Below are 26,543 nucleotides of genomic sequence, written 5' to 3'. Positions count from 1 at the left end.
AAGCCGCACCATGCCGTCTCGTCATTCTTCGGCCACTCGCCTGTTGGCCGCTGTCGCCCTGACCATCGCAGTGGCAGGTTGCTCCCATCCGATCACGATGATCACGGAAACGGCGCCGCCCCGCGCACGGGCCCATCTCCTTCCTAAGAAGGTGGCCTACGTGATGACCGACACCCAGCGCGACCAGCAGGTGACCACCGCCGGCGGCAGCGGCGATCGCGTGAGCTACTACCCGTACCGCGACCTCGAAAAGTCGATTCGCGACGCGCTGCGCGCGGTGTACCGCGACGTGGTCGTGCTGCGGACCGCCGGTGATGCCAAGGCGAACGAGACAGCGGGCGTGTCGCTGGTGTTCACGCCGCAGATCAAGACCGATTCGAGCTCGTCCTCCTGGATCACCTGGCCGCCCACGTCGTTCACCGCCGAGGTGAGCTGCGTGGTCAGCGATGCCGCAGGCGCCGAGGTCACGCGCGTGCGCGCGGTCGGCAACGGCACCGCGGAATTCGGCGAGTTCAACGGCGACTACGGACTGGCCGCCCGGCGCGCGGCGACGCGGATGACGTCGCAGCTCAGCAGCGAAATCCGGCGGAACGAGAAGCTGCGCTGACGCGATTCCCTTCTGCGCGAACCCATGAAAAAACGCGCCCAAGGGCGCGTTTTTCGTTGGAGCTTCGAAGGCTTACTTCGAAACGACCTTCACCATTTCGAGGCACTTGTTCGAGTAGCCCCATTCGTTGTCGTACCAGCTCACGAGCTTCACGAAGGTGCCGTCCAGTGCAATGCCGGCTTCGGCGTCGAAGATCGAGGTGCGCGGGTCGCCGCGGAAGTCGGTGGCCACCACCTTGTCTTCGGTGTAGCCCAGCACGCCCTTGAGCGCGCCTTCGCTCTGCGACTTCATCTCCGCGCAGATTTCCTTGTAGGTGGCTTCCTTCTCCAGTTCCACCGTCAGGTCGACCACCGACACGTCGGAGGTCGGCACGCGGAAGCTCATGCCGGTGAGCTTCTTGTTGAGCTCAGGGATCACCACGCCCACGGCCTTGGCAGCGCCGGTGCTCGAGGGAATGATGTTTTCCAGGATGCCGCGGCCGCCGCGCCAGTCCTTGTTGCTCGGGCCGTCAACGGTCTTCTGCGTGGCGGTGGCAGCGTGCACGGTGGTCATCAGGCCGCGCTTGATGCCCCACTTGTCGTTCAGCACCTTGGCGAGCGGCGCCAGGCAGTTGGTGGTGCAGCTGGCGTTGCTGACGATGGCTTCGCCGGCGTACTTTTTGTCGTTCACGCCGTAGACGAACATGGGGGTGTCGTCCTTCGAGGGAGCCGACATGATCACCTTCTTGGCGCCCGCGTCGAGGTGCTTCTGGCAGGTTTCCTTGGTGAGGAAGAGGCCGGTCGACTCGAGCACGATGTCGGCGCCGACTTCGTTCCACTTCAGCTGCGACGGATCGCGCTCTTGCGTGAGGCGGATCTTCTTGCCGTTGACGATCAGCAGGTTGCCTTCAACCGTGACTTCGCCCTTGAAGCGGCCGTGCACCGAGTCGTACTGGAGCATGTAGGCCAGGTAGTCGGGCTCGAGCAAGTCGTTGATGGCAACGATTTCGATGTCGTTCTTGAAGTTCTGCACCGCTGCGCGCAGCACGTTGCGACCGATGCGACCGAAGCCGTTGATACCGAGTTTGATAGCCATCTGATTTGCTCCTAAGGTTGAAAAACTTTTTGATCGAACAGAAAGAAAGAATGCGCCTGGCCGGGCTCAGTCGCGCAGGGCGGCTTCGACCGTGGCGGCAACGTTCTCTGCCGTGAACCCGAAATGCTTGAACAGCGCCGATGCCGGAGCCGACTCCCCGTAGCTGTCGATACCCACGACGGCCGCGCAGCCGTACTTCCACCAGCCGCCGGTGCAGCCCATTTCGACGGCGATGCGCGGCAGCTTCTTGGGCAGCACGCTCTTCTTGTAGGCCACGTCCTGGCGGTCGAAGGTGGTGGTCGAGGGCATCGACACCACGCGCACCGCAATTTTCTTCTCGGCCAGCAATTTCTGCGCGGCCAGGGCCAATTGCACTTCGGAACCGGTGGCAATGATGACCGCGGCGGTCTTCTTACTCTTGAGGCCGACGACTTCGGGTTCCGACAGCACATAGGCGCCGCGGCTGATGTCGCCGAGGTCGCCCTTCGGCGCATAGGCGATGTTCTGGCGGCTCAGCAGCAGCGCCGTGGGGCGCGACTGGTTCTGCAGCGCCACGGCCCAGGCCACGGCCGTTTCGGCGGTGTCGCCCGGACGCCAGACGTCGAGGTTGGGGATCAGGCGCAGCGACGCGGCGTGCTCGATCGACTGGTGCGTGGGGCCGTCTTCGCCAAGGCCGATGGAGTCGTGCGTGAACACGTGCACCACGCGGCGCTTCATGAGCGCGGCCATGCGGATGGCATTGCGGCTGTAGTCGCTGAAGGTCAGGAACGTGCCGCCATAGGGAATGAAGCCGCCATGCAGCGAGACGCCGTTCATGATGCCCGCCATGCCGAACTCGCGCACGCCGTAGTTGATGTGGCGGCCGATCACGCCGTGCGGCGGCTCGGCGTTGTCGGCGGTGCTCTCGGGTGCGGCTTCGTCTTCGGCGCCCTGGTTGGGCTGCTGGACTGGCACGTCCATGACCACGGTGCCGGTCTTCGCATCGAAGCGCAGGGCGGCCGTGCTCTTGGTGTTGGTGAGGTTGGAGCCGGTGAGGTCGGCGCTGCCGCCGAGCATTTCAGGCAGCGCGGCGGTGAAGGCCTCGAGCGCGAGCTGGCTGGCCTTGCGGCTGGCCACGGTTTCGCCCTTGGTGTGGGCGGCCACCACGGTGTCGAACGCCACCTGGTGGAAGTTCTTGGGCAGCTCGCCTCGCATGCGGCGGGTGAACTCGGCCGCGAGTTCGGGGAAGGCCTTGGCGTAGGCGTCGAACTTGTCGTTCCAGGCCGCTTCGGCCAAGGCGCCTTCGGCCTTGTGGTCCCAGTCGGCACTGGCTTCCTCCGGCACCTCGAAGGCTGCGTACGGCCAGTTCAGCGCGGCGCGGGTGAGGGTGATTTCCTCGGCGCCCAGCGGCTCGCCGTGGGCCTTGGCGGTGTTGGCGCGGTTTGGGCTGCCCTTGCCGATCTGCGTCTTGCAGATGATGAGGGTGGGCTTGCTGTCCTGCTTCTTCGCCTTGGCGATGGCCTTGGACACTTCCTTGGCGTCGTTGCCGTCGATCGGGCCGATGACGTTCCATCCGTAGGCCTTGAAGCGCTCTTCGGTGTTGTCGATGAACCAGGGCTTGACCTGGCCGTCGATGCTGATGCCGTTGTCGTCGTACAGCGCAATCAGCTTGTTCAGGTGCCAGGCGCCGGCCAGCGCGCAGGCTTCGTGGCTGACGCCTTCCATCATGCAGCCGTCGCCCAGGAAAGCGTAGGTGTGGTGGTCGACGATGGCGTGGTGCTTGCGGTTGAACTCGGACGCAAGCAGCTTCTCGGCCAGCGCAAAGCCCACGGCATTGGTGATGCCCTGGCCCAGCGGGCCGGTGGTGGTTTCCACGCCGGGGGTCACGTCGACTTCGGGGTGGCCCGCGGTCTTGCTGTGCAGCTGGCGGAAGTTCTTGAGCTCGCTGATCGGCAGGTCGTAGCCGGTGAGGTGCAGCACCGCGTACAGCAGCATCGAGGCATGGCCGTTCGACAGCACGAAGCGGTCGCGATCGAACCAGTGCGGGTTCGCGGGGTTGTAGCGCAGGTGCTCGCCCCAGAGTGCGACGGCCATGTCGGCCATGCCCATCGGTGCGCCCGGATGTCCGGAGTTTGCTTGTTGGACGGCATCCATGGCCAGCGCGCGAATCGCGTTGGCCATCAGGGCTTGGTTTGCCATGGGCGGAGGACTTTCGGGGAATGTGGATTGGGGGGAACCCGCGATTTTACCGGGCTCGCTCCGACCCCCTTCAATACGCCTTCGACACCCGGCCGATGTTCTTTGGCAGCGCCCGGACTGCTAGAGTTGCCACCCATGCATGGGCTGCACCTCACCGCCGATCTCCACGACTGCCAATGCGGCATGCAATGGCTCACCGACAAGGAGGCGCTCGGCGCCGTCTGCCTCAAGGCGGTTACCGCCGCCGGGCTGCAGCCGGTGGGCCAGCTGGTCCACGGATTTCCGGCCACGCCAGAGGGACCGGGCGGCGTGACGGCCACGGTGCTGCTGGCCGAATCGCACCTGTGCATCCACACCTGGCCCGAACAGCGCAGCGCCACGCTCGACGTGTATGTGTGCAACTTCGGCGGCGACCATTCGGCGAAGGCGCATGCGCTGATGGAATGCCTGGTCTCCCTGTTCAAGCCCGGCCACAGCGAACGCAACGAGTTGCTGCGCGGCAAGGTGGCGGCTTGAGCACCCGGGCTTCCGTTCGGGCGATGATCCTTGCCGCAGGCCGCGGCGAGCGCATGCGGCCACTGACCGACACCACGCCGAAACCGCTGCTCGAAGTGCGCGGCAAGCCGCTGATGCAATGGCCGATGGAGGCGTTGGCCGCCGGCGGCTTCAGCGAACTGGTGGTCAACACCGACTGGCTCGGCGAGAAGATTTCCAGCCGGTTCGGCGCGAGGCCCTTGCTGAATGGGCGCAGCGCGCTATCAATTTCATATTCCGACGAAGGCCGCGACTTTGGTGGAGCGCTGGAAACGGCCGGCGGCATCGTGCGCGCGCTGCCCCAGCTGGGCGAGGTTTTCTGGGTCGCGGCCGGCGATGTGTTCGCGCCGGATTTCGCCTTCACTCAGGAATCGGTGGACCGTTTCGCGGCGAGCGGCAAGCTCGCCCATCTGTGGCTGGTGCCGAACCCGGCGCACAACCCGAAAGGCGATTTCGGGCTGTCCGCCGATGGCTTGGCGCTCAATTCGGCGGCCGAAAAATACACCTTCTCGACCATCGGCCTGTACCGGGCCGCGCTCTTTGGGCCGCCTTACTGCGACATTCCCCCCGGCAATCCGGTGGGCGCCAAAGCCCCGCTGGCACCCATCCTGCGCGCCGCGATGGACAATGAACTCGTGAGCGCCCAGCTCTACACCGGGCCCTGGACCGATGTGGGAACGCCCGAACGGCTTCTTCAACTGAACACGCCAAGATGACCTCAGAAGACACCAAGATCTACGCCGAGCGCCGCGCGCGCCTCGCCTCGCAACTGGGCAAGGACGGCATCGCCATCGTGCCGACTGCGCCCGAGCGGCAGCGCAACCGCGACAGCGACTTCCTGTTTCGCCACGACAGCTACTTCTATTACCTGACCGGCTTCACCGAACCGAACGCCTGGCTGGTCCTCGCGGGCGACGGCCGCGCCACGCTGTTCTGCGCGCCCAAGGATCTGGAGCGCGAAATCTGGGATGGATACCGCCTGGGCCCCGATGCGGCCCCCGAGGCGCTGGGCGTGGACGAGGCTTTCTCGATCAACGAGCTCGACGCCAAGCTGCCGAAGCTGCTCGAGAACAGGTCGACCGTGTGGTTTCCGTTCGCGATTCACAAGGGTCTGGAGACTCGCATCGACGGCTGGCTGCAATCGGTGCGCGCGCGCGTGCGCTACGGCGCGCTGTGCCCCGAAGAGCAGCGCGACCTGTGCGGGCCGCTCGATGAAATGCGCCTCTTCAAGGACGCGCATGAACAGGACACCATGCGGCGCGCCGCAGAGATCAGCGCGCGCGCCCACATCCGTGCGATGCAGTTGTCGGCCCGCATGCTGCGCGAAGGCAAGGACGTGCGCGAATATCACCTCGACGCCGAGCTGCTGCACGAGTTTCGCCTGGGCGGCTCGCAGTACCCGGCGTACGGCTCCATCGTGGCGGCCGGCGCCAATGCCTGCGTGCTGCACTACCGCGCCGACGCGGCGCCGGTGCGAAGCGGCGAGCTGGTGCTGATCGACGCGGGCTGCGAGCTCGACAGCTACGCGAGCGACATCACGCGCACCTTTCCGGCCAACGGCAAGTTCAGCGGGCCGCAGCGCGCGCTGTACGACCTGGTGCTGGCCAGCCAGGATGCGTCGGCCGCGGCCACCAAGGCCGGCAACCGCTTCACCGATCCGCACGATGCCGCCGTGAAGGTGCTGGCGCAGGGCATGCTCGACCTGGGCCTGCTCGATGCCAAAAAGGTGGGCAGCGTGGACGACGTGATCGACAGCCGGGCCTACTTCCAGTTCTACATGCACCGCACGGGCCACTGGCTCGGCATGGACGTGCACGACTGCGGCAGCTACGTCGAGCCCACGCAGGTGGGCGAGGTGAGCGAGCGCAAGGATCCGCTGTCGAACGAAGTCATCAAGAACCGGCCGAGCCGCATCCTGCATCCAGGCATGGTGATGACGCTGGAGCCCGGCATCTACGTGCGGCCCGGCGACGGCGTGCCCGAGCAATTCCACAACATCGGCATCCGCATCGAGGACGACGCGATCGTCACGGCCACGGGCTGCGAACTCATTTCGCGCGGCGTGCCGGTGAAGGCGGACGAGATCGAGGCGCTGATGCGGGCCTGACGGCCCGCGGTCGGCGGTCGGCGGTGCAGCGCCTTAACTTTCCCCTTTACTTTGCCTGCAGCAGCGCGCCCGCTTCGAGCAGCACCAGCTCGTTGTCGTCGGCCTTGTTCGGCTCGCGGCTGCTGGAGAACGGCAGGTTGTTGTCGTTGCCCACCACGATGTGCGTGGCATCCACCACGTCGACGTTCTCGATGGTGAAGAACGGGAACTTGAGCACGCCGTCGTTGAGTGGCTTGCGCGCGAGTTTGGCCGCGTCGGCAATGTTGAGCAGATCGACGTAGCCGATCTTGCGTACCGCACCGCCCACGTTGGCGTCGTTCAGCTCGACCTTGTAGACGCGCTTGAATTTCGCGATGTCGTGGAAGCAGTCAGTGCGCTTCTGACCTTCGGGGCAGGCCTTCTCGCTCGTGCCTTCGCCGTTGTCGCGCTCGATGATCAAGCCGGTGGTGGCGTCGATCATGTTGAAGTCGCCGATGGCGTTGCCGTTGGCTTCGAGCACGTACTTCCAGTGGCGGCCGGTCCACTTCTCAGTGGCCACGTCGAATTCCAGCACGCGCAGCGCTTCTTTGCCTTCAACCTTCTCGTAGTCTTTTGTCTCGGCGTTCCACACCGGGCCTTCGAGCAGCGCGTAGAGCTTGCTGCCGTCCTTCGACGCAGCCATTCCTTCGAAGCCCTTGGAGCGCTTGATCTGGAAATCGACCGCACCGCCCGGCACGCCCGGCGTGATGACTGCGGGATGGTCGGGCGAGCGCACTGCCTTGCCTTCGACCAGCGTGTCGAACACCGCGAGCACCTTGCCTTTCAAGTCGGCCTTGATCAAGAAGGGGCCGAACTCCTCGCCGATCCACAACGCACCGCCGGCGAACTGAAAGCTCTCTGGGTCGAAGTCGGAGCCCGTCAGGTAGCGCTGCTTCGTGCCTTCGTGGATGATGCGAAAGGGCACCTTCTTGTCGGGGTCGTGCAGGAAAACGGTGTCGATGCGATTGAACTTGCCGCTCTTGAAATCCACCTTGTAGTGGTTCAGGTAGAGCATGAAGTCGGGCGAGTTGGCCTTGGCGCCGGCTCCGTTGTCCGTGAGGATCCAGAACGTGCCGTCGTCCATCTTCTTGATGCCCGAATGGCCTTGCAGCGGCTGCCCCTTGAAGGGCACCGAAACACCCGTGCCGCGGCCGGCCGAAAGGCCTTCGACCGTGCCCAGCGCCTCCACGCGTTTGCCCGAGGTGAACTTGCCGCTGGCCTGCAAGTCGGCAGGTGCGTCCTTGGGCGCGGCCACGAAGCTCTGCGCGGGCAACACGGCGTGGCCGGCGAGCGTCGCGGGGAAGGCGGTCTGTGCGGCGGCGTTGCCGCAAGCGAGCGCGGCGGCAAGGGCGATGAAAGAGAGAGAAGCGAGGCGCGTCATGAGCAAGAAGAACGGTTTCAGTCGAAACGCGAGACCATGCCGATTGCGCGTGACGCGGCCATGACATGCAGCCGGGTCAGGGTGCGATGTCGACGGTGACCTCGCGCGATTCGGTGCGCCCCTGGTCATCGACCGCGCGCAGCACGTAGCGCCGACCCGAGTCCGCGAGGTCGGGCATCCAGGTGATGCCTTCGCCGGGCGCGGCACGGCCGATCAGCGCGTCGTCCGCGAACCAGTAGATCGTCTGCGTGCCGGCCGCCGCTTCGGCGCGCAGCACCAGCGGCTCGGGCTTCTTCACACGCAGCGTATGCCGCACGCCGCGCAATGGCGAGGTGATGAGCGGCGCCGTCTCCGAAGACGCATTGCCTTTCTCGCAGCCATCGGCCGGCAGGCTCGCGCGCGGCAGCCCGGCCTGGCGGAACAGCCGGCGCATGTCGCTACCCCATTGCTCGACCACCTGCTGCCGCGCATTGGGCTGCGGGCCGCACACCACCTTGCCGGTCGTCTCGTCGACCCACACCGCGCGATGCAGGTTGCTGACCTGGATCGGCGACTTGCCGGCGATGAACCACGTGGTGGTGCGCACCGGGCACAGCGCATCGGGCAGGCCGCCCGTCGCGGTGCAGACCTCGACTTGGCGCAAGTCCGCAGGCTGCCGCGTTGCGACCTCGCCGGGATCGAGCCGCTCGGCGCGCAACGCATCGACCATGCGCAGGAACAGCGGCGCAGCCGCATCGACGCCGACGAGCGCGGGGTTGCTGGTGCCGTCGAAATTGCCGACCCACACCACCAGCACATGGCGGCCGAACACGCCCGCGGTCCATGCATCGCGGAAGCCCCAGGAGGTGCCCGTCTTCCATGCGATAGCCGGGCGAGCAGGCACGGTGGTGTCGGGCCGCGGCGTGTGGCGCAGCATGTCGAGCGTGATGAAAGAAGCCTCTTCGCTCAGCAGGCGCAGCGGCTGGGCCGGCCGCTCGTCGGGCGCGGGCTGCGTGTAGCGCAGCGGCTGCGAGACGCCGCCGTTGGCCAGCGTGGCATAGAGGCCCGCGAGCTCCTCGGGCGTGACCTCGCCGCCGCCCAGCACCAACGCCAGGCCGTAGTGCGATTCGCTCTGCAGCTTCGAAACGCCCGCCAGCCGCATGAAGTCGTAGAGCCCGGGCTTCGACAGCTTCGCGGCCACGGCCACCGCCGGGATGTTGCGACTGCGAATCAACGCCTCCTGCGCGGGCAGCGGGCCGGCGAAGCGGTGGTCGAAATTCTCGGGTGTGTAGGGCCCAAAGGAAGTCGGCGCATCCTTCAGCATCGTCTTCGGATGCAGCAGCCCCTGGTCGAGCGCCAGCGCATAGATGAAGGGCTTGAGCGTGGAGCCCGGCGAGCGCTTGGCCTGCGTGCCATTGACCTGGCCCGCGATGGCGTCGTTGTGCCAATCGGCCGAGCCGATCAAGGCGCGCACCTGCATGGTCGAGGCGTCGAGCAGCAGCGCGCTCGCGTTGGTCATGCCCACGTCGGCATGCGTGCGCAGGTACTGGCTCATCACGCGTTCGAGCGTGGCCTGCATGCGCAGGTCGATGGTGGTCCGTATCTCTTGCACCCCACGCTCCTGCGCGAGCAGCATGTCGGTGGCGTGCGGTGCGAGAAAGGGCAGGCTGCCGCGCGACTGCGCCGACAGCGCGAGTTGCGCGTCGGGCGCGTGCTGCTTCGCGGTCGAGTCGCGCTCGGCCCACAGCGCCCAGAGCCGTTCGCGCGCCGACTGCAGCTCGGCATTGCGGCCGCGCTCGGCAATGCGCTTGACGGGGTTCTGCGGAATCACCGCGAGCGTCAGCGCTTCGGGCAGGCTGAGCTTGGCGGCGTCCTTCCGAAAGTAGATGAGGCTCGCGGCCTGCACGCCTTCGATGTTGCCGCCATAGGGAGCGGTGTTGAGGTACGCCTCCAGGATCTCGCGCTTGCTGAAGCGCGCCTCCAGCCACAGCGCCGCGCCGATCTGCGCAACCTTGCCCATGGCCGTGCGGCTGTCGATGCCGTAGATGCGCCGTGCAAGCTGCATCGTGAGCGTCGAGCCACCCTGCCTGCGCTCGCCGCTGGCAATGCGCCAGGCGCTGCGCACCAGCGCGGCGGGGTTGACGCCGGGGTGTGCGTAGAAGCGCCGATCTTCGTAGAGCAGCACTGCGTCGACCAGCGTTGGAGAGATGCGGTCGAGCGGCACCCAGAGGCGGTATTGCTCGTCGCTTGCGAGCGTAAGGCGCAAGAGCTCGCCGCCTTGCGCGTACACGGCGCGGGAGCTGCCGACGGTTTCGCTGAGCGGGGCGTGCGGCGAGAAGCGCAGCAGCGCGAGCAGGGAGGCAGCCGCCAGCGCCCACAGCGCGGGCTTGCGGAGTCTTCCCAGCTTTGCACTGAAGCGCATGACGGCCTCGCTGCCCAGCGTCAGTTCGCGACGACCTGGAAGCGCGCACCCGCCGAGCGCGAGTACACGCGCCGGTCGTACATCGCTTCGCCATACGCGGCCGGTACCACGAAGTCGCCCACATTGGTGGCGCGCGCCTTGTAGGTCACTTCGAGCAGATCCTTGTTGACGGCACCGTAGAACACCACGCGGTCTTCGCGGATGTCTGCGTACTGCACCTTCCACGAGCCGTTGCCCCCGAGGCGCTTCTTCCAGATCGGCGCGTCGGCGTTGGCTTCCTCGTCGTCGCCCACGGCCTGGAGCACCGGCTCCAGCCCGCCAGGCAGCACGTCGACCAGCGCCACGTCGTTCAGCTGCGCGCGCTCCAGGCTGCGCACGCGCACCCGCACCGTGACCTCTTCGCCGAGCTTGGCCTTGGTGACCGGGTTGCCCTTGGCATCGAGCACTTCATGGAAGATCTCGAGGCCCTGGTTCACCGGCGTGGCCGGCACGTTGCGTTCAAAACCCTGTTCGGCCCAGCTGTAGTAGAGGTTGAAGTCGCTGTCGTTCGACAGTTTGAGCTTCGCGGTACCCATGGGCACCGCCGCGCGGGTGATCGGGTTCACCGCGCCCAGCGCGAGCGCCGCGGCCTGGCCTTGCGCGTTGACGGTCTGCGCCGTGAGCTTGCCCTCGGCGTTCTGCGCCACCGCCTCAAAGTACGCGTCGACAGCAAGCAGCATCGAGGCCGAGGACAGGCTGTTGTACCAGCCGTCGCGCACCATCGCGCCCATGCGCTCCCACACCGCGGGCTTGAGCGTCTTGAGGCGGCTCGGGAAGTGCCGCGCCACCAGGTGCAGCGTCATGCTGTCGTGCACCAGCGGATCGTAGTAGGCGCCCCAGACATTGCGGCGCGTGTTCTTCTCGGTGCGCGCGAGCAGGTCGGACCACACGGGGTTGAGCAGTTCGTTGGCGACTTGCTCCTGCTTCACGAGCTGGTAGCTCGCGGCGAGGTATACGGCACCGAGGTCGTCGCTCCAGCCTTGAGCCTGCCGTGTCTGCTGGGTGCGCCAGGCTTCGCGCAGGTTGGCCAGTGCGGCCGGCGCGATGATGCCCTGTCGCGTCAGCAGGTAGGCCGCCTGCGTGCGCTGGCGCCAGCCGTCGAGCGAGGCATCGCCGCTGCCGAGCCAGCCCTGCAGGTAGGTGTTGGCCTTCTGCAGCAGATCTTGCGGCACGGGCAGCTTGTGGTCCTTGGCTTCGACCAGCAGGTGCACCGCGTACAGTGTGGCGAAGGCATCGGTGCCGGCGCCGGGCCACAGCGAGAAGCCGCCATCGGCCGTCTGCCGCGCGCGCAGCTGCACGAGGTAGCGCTCGAAGGTCTTGCGTGCCTCGGGCATCGGGCCCTGCTCGGCGGTGCGGCCGCGCGCCATTTCCTTTACCAGCTCGGGGCGGCCCGACAGCAGCACGGCCGGGAAGGTCTGGCTGGTGATCTGCTCGGTGCAGCCGTGCGGATAGGCTTCCAGGTACTGCATGAGGCCGGTGGCAAAGGCCCACGGTGCGGCAGACACCGCCACGTCGCTCTTGCGGAAGTTGGGATACAGGTCGGCCCTGCTCGACAGCTCGCCCGCGCGCTGGAAGCTGCCGGCCTGTACCAGGGTGACGAAGGGCGATGCGGGCCGCACGCTCACCTCTGTCGAGAGACGCGCGCTGAAGGTCTTGTGCGTAGAGGTGAACACCAGCGCGGAAGACCCCAGCACCGCCTGCTCGCCCGGCTTGGCGCGCACGTTGAACTTGGTGCTGGATTCGCCGCGCTCGTTGACCTTGAGCGTCTGCGTGGCGTCGCCCACCACCTCGAGCCCGCCCGATGCGGTAAGCGTGAGCGCGATGGGCGCTTCCTTGCCCGAACCGACGATGTTGTTGGCGAGTCCCACGCCCACTTCGACCGTGTCACCGGGCGCCATGGCGAGCGGTGCGTTGGGCAGGATCACCATGTCGCCGCGCACCACGGTGCGGGTGCTCTTGGCGGCGGTGGTCTCGTCGTTCACCGCCACGGCCATGACGCGCAGGCTGCCGTTGAAGCTTTCAGGCACGGTGTAGCTGAACTCGCGGCTGCCGTTCACGTCGACCAGCCCCGACCAATACGCCACCGGCTTGTCGCGCTTGCGCTTGAACGGGTTCAGGTGTTTGCCGAGCTCGCCTTCGCCATCGCCGCCGGGTGCGGCGCCCTGCATGAGCTTCTTGAACTCGGGCAGGATCAGGTCGAGCGTCTGCAGCGTGCCGACCTCGAGCGCGCGCTTCTGGAAGAAGTGCTTGAGCGGATCGGGCGTCTTGTAGCGCGCCACCTGCAGGATGCCTTCGTCCACCGCGAACAGCACGGCACGCGTGGGCTTGTCGCTGGTGAGTTTCATCTTCACGGTCTGGCCGGGCTTGACGAGTTCGCTGCTGGCGAGCTGCAGGTTGGCGGTGCGCTTGGCCAGGCTGGTGGCAAAGGGCACGACGCCATACGACAACGGGCTCATGTAGACCTCGTCGGAGGCCGGATCGCGCACGAAGTGCACGTTGATGTAGCCGGTGCCTTCGAACTCCTTGGGCAGCGTGATCTTCTGCACCGAAGCGGTCTTGTCGGTCTTGAACCACGCGTGGGCGTAGACCTTGTCGCGCTCGATGGTGATGAGGCCGGCGCCCACGTACGGCGCGCGGATGCTGATCTCGATCTCCTGGCCCGGCTCGTAGTCCTTGCGGTCGAGCGTGAGTTGCAGTTCGGCGTTGCGGTCGAGCGAGCGCGAGACGTTCGCATTGCCCGCCACGCTGTACTCAACACGGTTGAGTTCGAGCCCGCCGGCATTGCGCACCACGTAGGCGAAATTGCCGGGCGTGGACGTATTGAGCGCAATGGTGTTGCCGGCCGCAACGATCGCCAGCGGCTTCTCGTCGAGCACGATTTCCTTCCTGCGCGACTCGTAGCGGTAGAGCCCGCTGTCCTGCTTGACGAGCACCGACAGCACCTTGCGCTCGACACGCTCCATCTTCAGGTCGGCCACGGCGGTCTTCTTCGCCTGCGGGTCGATCGCGATCAGGGTGGCATTGCGCGCGGCGCCCTTGCTCACGTAGCTGGTGTCACCGTCGACCTTTACACCCAGGAGGTAGGGCATGTCGCTCACCAGCGTCTGGGCCTCGGCCGAAACGCTGCGCCCACCCTCGGGCTCGAAGGCCTTGGCGAGCACGTGCACCTGGTAGGTGGCGGCATCGAAGCGCGAGAGGCGCAAGTCGAACTCGGCCTTGCCGTCGGTGCTGGTCTGCACGCTGCCCAGGTCGTCGACCTGCTTCTCGGTGGCGCGCTGCGGATCGAAGAAGGCGTAGTCGGCAAACGCGCGGAACACCGGGAAGGCCGGACTCAGCGTGAGCGTGCCCTCCACCTTGCGGTCGGGCGCGGGCGTGCCGAAAAGGTTCTGCACATCGATCAGCGCCTTCAGGTCCTTGGGCTTGACCCAGCCCTCGGCGAGCTCGCTGCTGAGCTTGGCGACGACCTTGGTGCGGTCAGGCAGAAACTCCTGCACCTTCACCGTGGTGCTGCCGATGAGCAGGCCCTCCACCTCGGGGTTGCCGGGCGAGGATTCGCGCGGCAGGTAGAGGTTGACGGTGTAGTTGCCGGTGGGCGATGTGTCCTGCGTGGCATGGGCGATTTCCGCCGCGCCGCCGGGACCGAGCTTGAGCTTTTCGCGGCGCACGCTGAGGCCGCGTGCATCGATGATCTCGGCTTCGAGCGGCAGGTCACGCAGCGACGTGCCCCAGTTGCCGGCCTTGACCATCATCGCGATGTGCATGGTGTCGCCCGGGCGGTAGATGCCGCGGTCGCTGAACACATAGGCCGTCATCTGGTTGGGCACGCCGGCCGCGCGCAGGCCGCCCACGTCGAAGCGCGAGATGTCGAGCGTGCGGTCGCTGCGGTTGAAGGGCAGGAAGCTCAGGTCGCCGTCCTTGCGCACCACCAGCACCACGGGTGCCTTCTCGCGCTGGTAGCCGGCCAGGTTTGGCAGCTTGGCGGTGCCAGTGGCGCCGGTCGCCTGCGACGCGATGATCATGCCGTTGCGCCCCCACACCTCGACCAGCGCACCGGCCACGGGCTGGCCATTGGCAATGCTCTGCACGAACACGTCGCGCGTGCCGTCGAGCGACTTCTTGACGACGATGCCCAGGTCGGTGACGAGCACCAGGCGCTGGTCAATCTTGTCTTCGGGGTTGCCGCTTTCGGGGTCGCCTTCGCCTTCGGACGATTGCTCCTGTTGTTCATCTTCCGGCTGGGCCTGCGCCGCATCGCCTTCGGCCTTCTTCTTGGCCTTGGGGTCGTAGCCCTGCACCTTGAGCAGGAACACGCCGCGGCGATCCGCCACGTCGCTGCGCAGGTACTCGGCGAAGTCGACGGTTTCGTAGTGCGCCTTGCCGGCGGGAATGCTGAGCGGAATCTCCTTCTGGAAGCGGTCGACGAGGTTGTCCGACTGCAGGCCGCCGTAGAACTGCGGATGCGCGAAGTCGCCGTTGGTCTGGGTGACCAGGTGCTGCAGCTGCTGCGGCAGCAGGCGGCCGATTTCCAGACGGATGCCCGGCAGGTCGCGCACCAGGATCGGCAGCTTGCGCTCGCCCGACAACGCGAGCAGCGAGCCCTGACTCATGATGGTGAGCTCGGGCGCGAAGGTCTTGAGCAGTTGCACCTCTTGCCGCGCGGCGCCGAGCTGGTAGCCGCCCGGCGTCTTGAGGCCCTTGGCGACGCGCACCAGCAGGTAGCGGCCGCCTTCGGCCTGTGGCATGCGGAAGCTGACCATCTCGGTCACTTCACGCTCGCTCGCGATGGGCTGCAGCGCGAGCTTCTTCGCGCGGCGCAGCACGGCGTCGGTGATCTTCGAGGGCTCGGCGGACCAATCGAACTTCTCGTCCGGGTCGCCCTTGGCTTCTTCCGTGGTGGGCAGCAGCCAGGCCTGCACCACGCGCGCCATCTCGCGCTCGTGCACCGGCATCGAGGCAGTGATGTGCATCACATGCTCGGGCTCGCCGCTCTCGCCGGTGACGATGGTGGGCTCAACGCTGGCAATGTCGAGGCTGAAGAGTCCGGGGATGTCGACGGCGCGCGAAGCGTCGTTGCGCTGGCCGGGGCCGCCCTTTTGTGCGACCGCGCCGGCCGCGAGGCTGAGCACCACGGGACGCGTCTTCTCGGGGATGGGCAGCGGCTCGGACTGCAGGGTGGCGGCGAGGCGAAGCTTGTCGTAGCTGACCGTGAATTTCTCGCTCGTGCACTTGCCCACGCCGAAGAACGAGGTGCCGCAGGCTTGGTCATAGGTGAGCACCAGGCGCTTCTCGAACTCGGCCGTATTCACGGGATGCGAGAAACTCACGCGGAAGAGGGCGCGGCGCACGTTCGCCTGCACCGGGTCCTGATAGAACTCGGCACCCGCGATGCGCGCACTGAACTCGGGCGAGGTGAACTCGTACTTGCGCAGTGCCATCTCGATGTGCGGCGCCAGCGCGCTGTTCGCAAGCTGCACCTTGTACGGCTGGCCCACCGGCCAGTCCTGCGCGGGCAGGAACTCCAGCTTCTTCTGGCTGCTCCACGTCCAGCGCCCGGCAATGGCAGGCTCGATGGTGATGCCGGTGGCCTCCTGGCCGATGCGCGCAATCGGCGCGACCGAGGCCGAGAAGTTGATGACGAGCGGGTTCGGTCCCTTGTCGTTCTCGATCTGCGTGCGCGGTGGCGGCACGATCTGCGCGGTGGCGACCACGGGTTCGACGCGGTCGGGCGTGAGGCCGTGCCACCACTTAAGAATGTGCGGGCTCGCCATCCAGCCGGCCAGCACGAGCAATGCAAGCACCACCAGCCAGGCCAGCCGTTGCTGCAGCCACTGCAGTCCGAAGAGAAGAAACGCACCCACGATGCGCAGCCAGCCCGGGGGTCGCCAGGAACCGATGAGCCCGCGCGCGAGCGGACGCAAAAAGCCGAGCGCACGGCCCAGCCCGGTGAAGAGCACGTCGCTGAGCGACGCGAGTTTTCGATTCGCAACCTGAAGCATGGAAGCTCCCCCGATGTTTTTGTTGGCGCCTGGCAGTCTGCCGGCGATCTGTGAAGAGACGGCGCTGTGTGTGAAGTCTGCGTGAAAACTGCACAGGCCCGCGCCAAGGCCACTTCAGTGATGGATGGTGCGTTGTGCGTTGGGTTGCTCTTGTTCAGGGCGCTCTTGTTCAGGGCGCGGGCACAGGACACCGGGTACTCCCCTCCGCGAATGTCCCCCGCCTTCGGCTCCTCCTTTATTTCGCTGCGGGGAGCGCCCGGCGCCCTGCGCCCGCCAAGAGCTGTCGTTGTGCTGGCTGATCAACCAGTGCTCTGACCAACGCTCCCGTCGATGGGGTGCCTTGCGCAGCGAAATAAAGGAGGAGGCCGCAGGCCGGGGAACATTCGCGGAGCAAGGTACCACGTCGGCGGGAGCGCGCCCTGAACAACCTGCTTCAAACAAAGTTCTCATCTCAGAATGAAATTGCGGCTTGTTCACCATCAGCCAGAACACGACGACCATGGTCCAGACGTCATGAAATGGCCAATGACTCGTCGATCACATCGGTCACCATGTCCCAGCGTGCGAACTCGGGCTGGAACTCCGGGAGCGTGAGCAAGCCGGCGCAGGTGTGCGCGCCGATGGGCAAGGCATCGCCACGTGCGAGCCGGCGGGCCAGCAGGATGGCGGCCATGCAGGGAATTTCGGGGCCGTGGTTGTCGTCGGCAGCGATGTGCCAGGCGCGGCGCGCAGCGGCACCACGCGCATCCGTGCCCTCGACGCGCACCACCATGCCGCCCAGCGCTGTGCCGAGCGCATCGAGCACACCGCCTGCGGAATGCAGCAGCGGCGCAAGTTTTTGCGGCGCACGCAGCAAGCCCGCGCGGCGCATGAACGCCATGAAAGCAAAGGCATGCTGCGCAAGACCCACTTCGAGCGCCGCTCGGAACATGACGGACTGGACGCCCGCATAACGCGCCGGAAAAAGTTCGAGATCGGGGATGTCGCACAAGGCGCCGCGGCGCGGCTTCATGCGCGCGAACCGCACGGTCGTCGCGTTGGACCAGCCGGGGCGGCCGGTCCATTCGCCGCGGTGCCAGACCTGGACCGGCTCTCCGCAATAGGCGAGCACGGCCGCGAGCGTCGCGACGCCGCGTGGCGCGCCCTGTGCCGGCGCAATGCAGGTGTCGATGCTTCGGATGCTTTTCCATCCGGCAGCGAGATGGTCGACCACCGCCGACGAGAGCGCCGGCACGGTGCTCGCGCCCGCAACGGCGGTGCGGCCCGCGCCGCGGAAGGTTGCGTCGAGCGCGGCGGGAAAGTCGCAGACGAAGCGTCGTCCGTCGGCCAGATCGATGTAGTGCGCGCCCGCTGCTGCCACGGCTTGCGGCACGCGGTAGTCCTGGTTCTGGAACGGGCCTGCAGTGTGAATGACAAGTTCGGCGCCGAGGTCGCGCAGGCTTTCAACAAGGTCGCCGGACTGGATGTCGATGCGCACGCCGCGCGTTGTGCCGCCCAGCGACTCGGCCAGACTGGTTGCGCGCTGAAGATCGCGGCCGCCGATCATCAGGTCGATGGCTGCATCCGGCGCCAGCGCTCGGCAGATGCGCGCGCCGAAGTTGCCATAGCCGCCAAGCACCAGGACTTTCATGAAACGCCCATGCCCGCGACATGCCCGCGCGTGAAGGCTTCCTCGAAGATCGAGTAGCCCGACCAGTCCGCATGCGCGAAAGAAAGACGGCCCGCCGCAATGCGCCCGCGCTGCGCCGGGTCCGCCGTGCCGATTCGGGCCAGCAGCCCCGGCGTGGGAATGGCCATGGCATGGCCATAGCGCGTGATCTCGATGCGCGTGGCCAGCGCAGGCAGATCGGAATGCGGCACCGACAGCTCTGCGAGCAATTCGTCTCGCCAGCCGGTCCACGGGCGCCCCTGCAGCAGGCGTCGGCCATCGGCCGCGTCGTAGCGGCTCGGGCCGAGCGGGCGGTACCAGCTGATGACGGTGCCGCGCGGCGTGGGGTCGAGCGTCTGGTGGCGTGCATCGACATACCCGAGGCCGCGGGTTCCGTAGACCACGTTGTCCCAGCTCGGCGCGGCGCCCGCACGATCGGCAAGCGGCCCGCGCAGATGCACGTTGGCGACCAGCCAGGGGGCGTAGCGCACATGCGCGGCGGCGTTTGCGAGCACCGCGGGCGCGCTCTCGACCACACGCGCCGCAATGAACACCGGGAGCGCGACGATGCAGCGCTCGGCCTGCCAGCGAACCACCGATTTCGACGCGGCATCCCACGCATCGACCTCGACGCCGCCACGCATCTCGGCGATGCGCGTGACGACCTGGCCCGTATGCAGCCGGTCGCCGAGCGGCGCGGCCAGGCGCTGGGTGAGCCAGCCGTTGCCTTCGGGCCAGGTGAGCACGCCGTCGCGCTCGGGAGTCGAGTCAGAACCGCTGCCCGATGAACCCGGCGCGTGAAATCCGTGCCGGCTTGCAAAGTAGTGAATGCCGGCCCAGGCCGAGACTTGCTCGATGCCGGCGCCGTAGTCGTCGCGGCAGCAATAGTCGAGATACCAGCGCAGTTGCGCGTCGCTGAAGCCTTCGCTGTCGAGCCAGCGCTCGAACGGAAGGGCGTCGAGCGCGAGCAGCTCGGGCGTGACGGCCACCTTGAGCGTGGGGATGGCAAAGTGCGCTGCATGCTGCAACGCGTCCATTTGCTGCGCGAACTTGCGGTATTGCGCGTGCGTGCTTTCGCCCACGTCGTGCACGGGCAACAGGCCGTCCTGCCACTCGCCGCGGAAAAACAGCCGCTCCTGCGGGCTGTGGCAAAGGTTGCGCTCGTCGTATTCCCAGCGGCCCGCCACGCGGCGGCGCAGGCCGAATTCCTCCAGCAGGTCTTGCACTTCGCGCGCGTCGTCGTTGGGCACGGGCAAATAGTGCGCCCCGAGCGGACAGGCAATGCCGTTGACGATGCCGCCGCGCGCGTTGCCGCCGGGCGTGTCTTCGAGCTCGAGCAGGGCAAAGTCCTCGATGCCCGAAAGACGCAATGCGCGCGCGGCGGCAAGGCCGGCCACGCCGCCTCCGGCAATCACCACGCGCGTGCGCTTCACGGCCGCGGGTGCCTGGCTTTTGAGCGCGCCATCGCGCATCGCATGGCCGCGTGCCACGTCGATGCCGGTAAAGCCGCCTTCGATGGGCGGCAGCGAAGCCTCGCAGCCGGCGAGCGCAAGAGCGCCCGCCGCACCCGCTACGCCGAGGAAATCGCGCCTTTGCATGGCGACGCTAGTGCGCAACCACTTTGCCCCACTCCTGCTCATAAGTGGTGACGAGGGTCTGGTTCGAGAGGCGGTTCACTTCCGCCGGCACGCGCGCCATGTCGAGCGGAAAGTCGAACATCAGCGGCAATGTTGACGGCGCGAGGAAGCGCAGGCCCGAAGGCAGCGCATCGGGCATGCGATAGGGCCGGCGACTTGCGATGATGTAGCCCCACTCGCCGAAACTCGGCACATGCGCGTGGTACGGCGTGGCCCGCAGGCCGACCGATTCGATGGTGGTCGCCACGGTCCAGTAGCTCTTGCGCGCCACCAGCGGCGAGGTGGTCTGGATTACCGCGTAGCCGCTCGCAGAAAGGCGCTTTTCGAGCAGCGAATAGAAGCTGTTGGTGTAGAGCTTGCCGATCGCGAAATTGGTGGGATCGGGGAAGTCGACCACGATCACGTCGAACATGTCTGCTTCCTGCTGCAGCCATTGAAACGCGTCCGTATTGACGATCTTCACCTTCGGCGACGAGAGCGAATGTCCGTTGAGCCTGGCCAGCGTTTCGTGCTCGGTGAAGAGCTTCGTCATGTTCGGATCGAGCTCCACCAGCGTGATCGACTCGACCGACGGGTACCTGAGAATCTCGCGCACGGCCATGCCGTCGCCGCCGCCGAGCACCGCCACTTTTTTTGGCGCGCCCTGCGCGGCCATGACCGGATGAACCAGCGCCTCGTGGTAACGGTATTCGTCGCGCTCGGCGAACTGCAGGTTGCCGTTGAGAAAGAGGCGATGCCCGAGCTGCCCTCGCGTGACCACGATGCGCTGGTAGGGCGAGGTGGCGCTGAAGACGATGCGGTCCTGGTAGAACTTGTCTTCGGCCAGCGTGGTGATATGGTCGGCCCACACAAAAGCACCGAGCAGCGCGGCCAGCGCAAGAAAGCATGCGAACGCGTGGGCGCCGATGCGGCGCAGCTCATGCCGAAACAGCCACAGCGCCCACACGGCCACGGCCGCGTTCATGAAGCCGAACAAGAGCCCGGTGCGGATCATGCCGAGCTGCGGCACAAGAATGAGCGGAAAGGCCACCGACACGGCGAGGGCGCCAAGATAGTCGAAGGTGAGAACCTGCGACACGAGGTTCTTGAGCTGGATGTTGCGCTTGAGGATGCGCATCACCAGCGGAATCTCCAGCCCCACCAGCGTGCCGACCACCAGCACGAGCCCGTAGAGCAGCAACCGGAACGCGCCGGGCACGTAGGCATTCGCGAGAAAGAGAATGGCCGGCAGGGCACCGCCGACGAGCGCCACGAGCAGCTCGATGCGCAGGAAGTGCGCCGGCAGCTGGCGCTCGAAGTAGCGTGAGAGCCACGAGCCCACGCCCATCGCGAACAGGTAGGTGCCGATGATGGTGCTGAACTGCAGCACCGAATCGCCGAGCAGGTAGGAGCTCAGCGCGGCCGCGGTCAGTTCGTAGACCAGGCCGCAGGCGGCCACCACGAATACGCTGGCTAGCAGCGCGATCTCGACGGGCTGCGGCCCGCGCGCATCGGCAGAACGCGCGGACACCGCCGCCTCCCCGCTCAATGGATCGCGGCTGCGACGATGACGCAGATGCCCAGGCTCATGGCGGCCACGACCAACCCAAGCGCCACGTTCTGCTTCTCGACGATTTCGCCCCACAGGTCATAAGGCGTGAGCTTGTCGATGATGAGGAAGCAGAGCCAGAAGATCAGCACGCCAAGCAGCGCATACACGAGCGATCCGAGGACCACGCCCGGTTTCAGCCATTCAAATCCCATGGGGACCTCCAGTCGTAGTAGCAGTATTAGATGACATCAATGCGAACCTGCCTGTCTTTCATTTGTGGCCGCCGCCGCTCGAGTAGCCGCCGTACGATCCGCCCGAACTGCGCGATCCGCTGGACGAGCCGCTGCAGGTGCTCAGGATGACCAGCAGCACGATGACAACGATCACGATGAAGATGATGGTGCCGCAGCCCAGGCCCGACGCGGCACTGACTGGCGACGCATCGCCGCGCACGAACATGTCTTTCTTGTCGTCGAGCTTGAACGCCGCGGACACCACGCCGCTGTCGAGCTTGCTGCCCGAGGACCAAGTCAACTCGTTGGCCGAGCGCTCCATCGAGAGCAGCGCATTGCCGTTGGCGAAGTCGCGGTTGAAGGTTTTCTGGCCGCGCTCCACCTGCCAGTAGAACTCGCCCGCCACGTAGGTGGTCTCGGCGTTGTAGGCGTATTGCTGGACATAGCGCTTGCCCAGGTAGGTAGCGGTGCTGCCGTTCTCTGCCATCACCGGCGCGCCGGTGGTCGGCTTGACCATGCTCCAGCCGTCTTCGGCATCGACCAGGAAACTGAAGCCGCGCTTCTTGTTGTACAGCAGGTACTCGTTCCAGCCGAAGTGCTCGTCGTCGCCGGGCTCCGCGCCCATGCGATGCTGGAACCCCACCACCTGCCACTGCGCGCCCTGCAGCTGGCCCATGCTGCCGATGGCGATGAGCGGGCGAACGGGCTCGTTCTGCTCCGCGTGCTTCAGCTCGCCGCCAATGCCCTGCGACAGGTCGATGATGCTGTTGCACGAGCCGCAGGTGATGCTCTTGCTGTCGGCCAGGTTGACCGCGATTGGCGCGCCGCAATGGGGGCAATTGAAGGCGCGGCCTTTTTCGTCCTTGGCGGATTCGTCGCGCAGGCCCGTGAGCTGCAGGTCTTCCAGCTGCACGGAGCGGCCCAGGTAGGCGCTGGGCGGTTCCGTGCCGTAGTCGATGCTGAGCACCAGGCCCTTGTCGCTGCGCAGCTCGACCATGGGGAACGCGCGGCCCAGCTCGGGCAGGTGCGGCAGTTCGCCCTGGGCGGAAAGCAGCGCCACCTGTTCGTTCGACGAAACGGTGTAGCTCTGGCCGTTGAACGCGGTGGTGGCGCCCACGCGCAGCTCGATCGGCGGAGGCGCAGCGCGCTCCAGCTCGAAAGGGAGCGCAAAGACATAGGCCCCGTTGTCCTCGCTGAGGATGCCGGTGCGGTCGCCGTCGAGCGCGGCGATCCATTCGGTCCACCGCCCGCCGGGGTTGCTGTATTGCAGCCGGCCGACGATGGTGAACGGCTGGTTCTGGATTCGGCCGGCGGCAAACAGCTGCAGCGGGCTGAAGTCGTCGAACAGCTCGGCCATCTTGCCGATGCGCGCGAGCGTCTCGCCCTGGCGGACGACGGTGCTCTGGCAATACGGACAAACGGCAAAGGCCGATTGCGCGGACCTGAATTCGACCGGCGCGCCGCAGCCGGGGCAGGGCGCGCGATAGGCGCGCTCGGCGCCTGGTTGCTCAGCCATCGCCGGTGCTTAGACCAGCTTCTTGAGCAGCTCCGCCTTCTTGGCGTCGAACTCTTCCTGCGTGAGGATGCCTTTGGTCTTGAGCTCGCCGAGCTTCTCGAGCGTGGTCATCACGTCGGCCGGGCTCACCACCGCCACGGCGGGCTGCTGCTGGGTCGCCGCGGCCTGGGCCGCTGCGCTCGGGCTCAGGCCCTGTGCGAGGTTCTGTGCCAGCACCTGACCGAGCGCGACGCCGGCACCCAGGCCCATGGCATCGCCCGCGATGCCGCCACCACCGCTGCCCGCGCCTTCGGCGAACTTGGGAATGGCCTGCGCCGTCTGGTACTGCATGAACTTGCCCATGTCGTTGCCGACCATGCCCATGCCGATCTTCTGGTCGAGGATCTTCTGCAGCTCTTCGGGCAGCGAGACGTTCTGGACCGTGATGTTCTCGAGCTTGATGCCGATCTTCTCGAACTCAGGGACCAGCTGCGCCGCAAGCGCCTGCGCAAACTGGATCTGGTTGGCCGCGAGGTCGAGGAAGGGCACGCCGCTGGAAGCGATGGCGTTGCTGATGTTCTGCAGCACCAGGCCGCGCAGCTGACCGTCGAGGTCGGCCACGCTGTAGATGTCGCGCGTGCCGGAAATCTCGGTGTGGAAGCGCTTGGCATCGCCGATGCGGAAGCTGTAGTTGCCGAAGGCACGCAGGCGCACCGCGCCAAAGTCCTTGTCGCGGATGGTGATGGGCTGCGGCGTGCCCCACTTCTGGTCGACCTGCTGGCGGGTGCTGAAGAAGTAGACGTCGCTCTTGAAAGGGGACTCGAACAGCTTGTCCCAGTTCTTCAGGTACGTGAGCACGGGCAGCGTCTGCGTCGTGAGCTTGTACATGCCGGGGCCGAAGACGTCGGCCACCTGGCCTTCGTTGACGAACACCGCCACCTGCGACTCACGCACGGTGAGCGAGGCGCCGTTCTGGATTTCCATCTCGGCCATCGGGAATCGCCAGGCCAGCGTGCCATCGCCAGTCTCGGTCCACTGGATGATGTCGATGAACTGTTTCTTGATGAAATCCATCAGGGCCATGGCCGCTCCTCGTCTAATTTTTTTCCGGAACGTACATATTGCCACATCGTCTTGACGGGCCGCCATGCTTTCGGCAGGGCACATCTCCGCCATGCGGCCTATGGCGTCCTTGGCCGAGGTCTACAATCGGCGCCCCCAGAAGAAGCGCCACCAGGAGCAACGGCCCATGTCCGATTCGACGACCTCATCGACCCCCACGCCCGAAGACAAGCGCGCCGAACTGCGGCGCGCCGCCCTCGAGTACCACGAGCTTCCGGTGCCGGGCAAGATTGCCATCGCCGCGACCAAGCAGATGGTCAACCAGCGCGACCTGTCGCTGGCCTATTCGCCCGGCGTGGCCGCGCCCTGCGAGGAGATCGTCAAGGACCCTGCCAACGCCTTCAAGTACACGGCGCGGGGCAACCTGGTGGCGGTGATCACCAACGGCACCGCGGTGCTCGGCCTGGGCGACATCGGCCCGCTGGCCGCCAAGCCGGTGATGGAAGGCAAGGGCGTGCTGTTCAAGAAGTTCGCCGGCGTCGACGTGTTCGACATCGAGATTGACGAGAAGGACCCGGCCAAGCTGGTCGAGGTGATCGCCGCGCTGGAGCCGACCTTCGGCGCCATCAACCTCGAAGACATCAAGGCGCCCGACTGCTTCTACGTGGAGCGCGAGCTGCGCAAGCGCATGAAGATCCCGGTGTTCCACGACGACCAGCACGGCACGGCCATCACCGTGGCGGCGGCCATGCTCAACGGCCTCAAGGTCGCGGGCAAGGACATTGGCGAGGTCAAGCTGGTCACCTCGGGCGCGGGCGCCGCGGCGCTGGCCTGCCTGAACCTGCTGCTCAAGGTGGGCCTGAAGCGCGAAAACGTGTTCGTGACCGACCTGGCCGGCGTGGTGTACGAAGGCCGCGAAGAGCTGATGGACGACGACAAGCGCCAGTACATGCAAAAAACCGACATGCGCAAGCTGTCGGAGGTGATCGCGGGTGCCGACGTGTTCCTCGGCCTGTCGGCCGGCGGCGTGCTCAAGCCCGAGATGGTGGCCAAGATGGCGGCCAAGCCGGTGATCTTCGCACTGGCCAATCCGAACCCGGAAATCGCGCCCGAAGACGCCCACGCCGTGCGCCCCGACGTGATCATGGCCACGGGCCGCACCGACTACCCGAACCAGGTCAACAACGTCCTGTGCTTCCCGTACATCTTCCGCGGTGCGCTCGATTCGGGTGCCACCACGATCACCGACGAGATGGAAATTGCCGCGGTGCGCGCGATTGCCGATCTGGCCCAGGCCGAGCAGAGCGAGCGCGTTGCTGCCGCCTACGTCGGCGAAAAGCTGTCTTTCGGCCCGGAATACCTGATTCCGAAGCCCTTCGATCCGCGTTTGATGATGAAGATCGCACCGGCGGTGGCCAAGGCCGCCGAGGAAAGCGGCGTCGCTTCGCGCCCCATCAAGGACATGGACGCCTACCGCGACCGCCTGCAGAGCTTCGTCTACGCCTCGGGCACCACGATGAAGCCGATCTTCGATGCCGCCAAGCGGGCGCAGAAGAAGCGCGTGGCCTACTGCGAGGGCGAAGAAGAACGCGTGCTGCGCGCCGCCCAGATCGTGGTCGATGAAGGCATTGCCCGCCCGACGCTGATCGGCCGCCCGGCCATCATTGCGCAGCGCATCGAGAAATTCGGCCTGCGACTGAAGGAAGAGCTCGATTACGACATCGTCAACGTCGAGCAGGACCACCGCTACCGCGACTTCTGGCAGACCTACCACCGCATGACCGAGCGCAAGGGCCAGACGGTGCAGACCGCCAAGATCGAGATGCGCCGCCGCCTGACGCTGATCGGCGCCATGCTGCTGCACAAGGACGAGGTCGACGGCATGATCTGCGGCACCTGGGGCACCACGCTGATCCACCTGCACTACATCGACCAGGTGATCGGCAAGCGCCCCGGCGGCTGCGAGAGCACCCCACAGGACGTGCCGGTGTACGCCTGCATGAACGGACTTTTGCTGCCCGATCGCCAGGTGTTCCTGGTGGACACGCACGTCAACTACGACCCATCGCCCGAGGAACTGGCCGAAATCACGACCATGGCGGCCGAGGAAATGATGCGCTTCGGCCTCAAGCCCAAGGCCGCGTTGCTGTCGCACTCCAACTTCGGCACCAGCAACGAGCCCAGCGCGATCAAGATGCGCAAGACGCTGGACTTGCTGCGCGTTCAGGCGCCCTGGCTCGAGGTGGACGGCGAAATGCACGGCGACGTGGCGCTCGACAGCAAGCAGCGGGCCGTCGTCATGCCGCACAGCGCACTCGCGGGCAATGCCAATCTGCTGGTATTCCCGAACATCGACGCAGCGAACATTTCTTACAACCTGCTTAAAACTGCGGCAGGCGGCAACATCGCCATCGGCCCGGTGCTGCTCGGCGCGGCCAAACCTGTGCATATTCTCACGGCCAGCGCAACTGTTCGGCGCATCGTGAACATGACGGCCTTGACAGTCGCTGACGCAAACGCTGAGCGATAAGACATTTTTCGAGAGTGGCCGCCCACTTTAGGCGCCACTCCCCGTCCCACGCACTGCTCAAACTTTGGGCAG

The 26,543-nt window shown here is 66.3% G+C and carries 16 protein-coding genes; 5 read left to right on the top strand and 11 right to left on the bottom strand.

Going from position 1 to position 26,543, the window contains the following annotated elements; genetic code table 11:
- Positions 1-10: 10 nt before the first annotated feature.
- Entirely contained in the window at positions 11-607 is a 597-nt protein-coding gene (locus BLR24_RS20550) for a hypothetical protein (protein WP_175543315.1), read from the top strand.
- Positions 608-679: 72 nt separating this feature from the next.
- Here BLR24_RS20550 and gap read toward each other — a convergent pair whose 3' ends face one another.
- Both gap and BLR24_RS20540 read right to left on the bottom strand, forming a co-directional pair.
- Positions 680-1,681: a type I glyceraldehyde-3-phosphate dehydrogenase gene (gap, locus tag BLR24_RS20545; RefSeq protein ID WP_028259923.1), complete on the bottom strand. Its 1,002-nt coding sequence runs from the start codon at positions 1,679-1,681 to the stop codon at positions 680-682.
- A gap of 66 nt (positions 1,682-1,747) precedes the next feature.
- On the bottom strand, positions 1,748-3,859 hold the full coding sequence (locus BLR24_RS20540; protein WP_093020275.1) for a transketolase family protein: 2,112 nt from the start codon (positions 3,857-3,859) through the stop codon (positions 1,748-1,750).
- A gap of 135 nt (positions 3,860-3,994) precedes the next feature.
- Between BLR24_RS20540 and speD the strand changes: the two genes are divergently transcribed.
- From speD to BLR24_RS20525, 3 genes are read left to right on the top strand one after another with little or no spacing between them, the layout of a single operon-like run.
- A complete protein-coding gene (gene speD / locus BLR24_RS20535) occupies positions 3,995-4,375 on the top strand; it encodes an adenosylmethionine decarboxylase (RefSeq protein WP_093020273.1) in 381 nt (126 codons plus the stop codon).
- A gap of 23 nt (positions 4,376-4,398) precedes the next feature.
- Positions 4,399-5,109 (top strand): nucleotidyltransferase family protein, encoded by a 711-nt coding sequence (locus tag BLR24_RS20530; RefSeq protein ID WP_093020271.1) that lies wholly within the window; start codon positions 4,399-4,401, stop codon positions 5,107-5,109.
- Entirely contained in the window at positions 5,106-6,500 is a 1,395-nt protein-coding gene (locus BLR24_RS20525) for an aminopeptidase P N-terminal domain-containing protein (protein ID WP_093020269.1), read from the top strand. The genes BLR24_RS20530 and BLR24_RS20525 overlap by 4 nt, the downstream gene beginning before the upstream one ends.
- A 46-nt stretch (positions 6,501-6,546) precedes the next feature.
- Here the strand turns inward: BLR24_RS20525 and BLR24_RS20520 are convergent, their stop codons facing one another.
- From BLR24_RS20520 to BLR24_RS20480, 9 genes are all read right to left on the bottom strand, one after another.
- Positions 6,547-7,899, bottom strand: coding sequence for an esterase-like activity of phytase family protein (locus BLR24_RS20520; protein WP_093020267.1), 1,353 nt, complete (start codon positions 7,897-7,899; stop codon positions 6,547-6,549).
- Positions 7,900-7,975: 76 nt separating this feature from the next.
- Positions 7,976-10,300 carry a penicillin-binding protein 1C gene (pbpC, locus tag BLR24_RS20515; protein WP_254787475.1) on the bottom strand — a complete coding sequence of 775 codons (2,325 nt, stop codon included), beginning with the start codon at positions 10,298-10,300 and terminating at the stop codon, positions 7,976-7,978.
- Between the two features lie 20 nt (positions 10,301-10,320).
- Entirely contained in the window at positions 10,321-16,335 is a 6,015-nt protein-coding gene (locus BLR24_RS20510) for an alpha-2-macroglobulin family protein (RefSeq protein WP_093020265.1), read from the bottom strand.
- A 511-nt stretch (positions 16,336-16,846) separates the two neighbouring features.
- Positions 16,847-17,965 carry a saccharopine dehydrogenase family protein gene (locus BLR24_RS20505; protein WP_093020263.1) on the bottom strand — a complete coding sequence of 373 codons (1,119 nt, stop codon included), beginning with the start codon at positions 17,963-17,965 and terminating at the stop codon, positions 16,847-16,849.
- Positions 17,962-19,581 carry an FAD-dependent oxidoreductase gene (locus tag BLR24_RS20500; RefSeq protein WP_093020261.1) on the bottom strand — a complete coding sequence of 540 codons (1,620 nt, stop codon included), beginning with the start codon at positions 19,579-19,581 and terminating at the stop codon, positions 17,962-17,964. Before BLR24_RS20500 ends, BLR24_RS20505 begins: the two co-directional genes overlap by 4 nt.
- 7 nt (positions 19,582-19,588) lie before the next feature.
- Entirely contained in the window at positions 19,589-21,130 is a 1,542-nt protein-coding gene (locus tag BLR24_RS20495) for a polyamine aminopropyltransferase (protein ID WP_093020616.1), read from the bottom strand.
- A 14-nt stretch (positions 21,131-21,144) separates the two neighbouring features.
- Entirely contained in the window at positions 21,145-21,363 is a 219-nt protein-coding gene (locus tag BLR24_RS20490; protein WP_015868006.1) for a DUF350 domain-containing protein, read from the bottom strand.
- Between the two features lie 58 nt (positions 21,364-21,421).
- A complete protein-coding gene (locus BLR24_RS20485; protein ID WP_093020259.1) occupies positions 21,422-22,900 on the bottom strand; it encodes a DUF4178 domain-containing protein in 1,479 nt (492 codons plus the stop codon).
- Between the two features lie 9 nt (positions 22,901-22,909).
- Positions 22,910-23,962, bottom strand: coding sequence for an SPFH domain-containing protein (locus BLR24_RS20480; protein WP_093020257.1), 1,053 nt, complete (start codon positions 23,960-23,962; stop codon positions 22,910-22,912).
- 166 nt (positions 23,963-24,128) lie between these two features.
- On the opposite strand from BLR24_RS20480, the gene BLR24_RS20475 reads away from it, so the two are divergent.
- Complete coding sequence (locus BLR24_RS20475; protein WP_093020614.1) at positions 24,129-26,471, top strand: NADP-dependent malic enzyme; 2,343 nt, start codon at positions 24,129-24,131, stop codon at positions 26,469-26,471.
- Positions 26,472-26,543: the final 72 nt, after the last annotated feature.

Origin of the sequence: Variovorax sp. OV700, assembly GCF_900099805.1 — a bacterium.
Lineage (GTDB): Bacteria > Pseudomonadota > Gammaproteobacteria > Burkholderiales > Burkholderiaceae_C > Variovorax.
The sequence above is the reverse complement of the archived record's forward strand: the minus strand, read 5'-3'. Positions and strand labels throughout refer to the sequence as shown.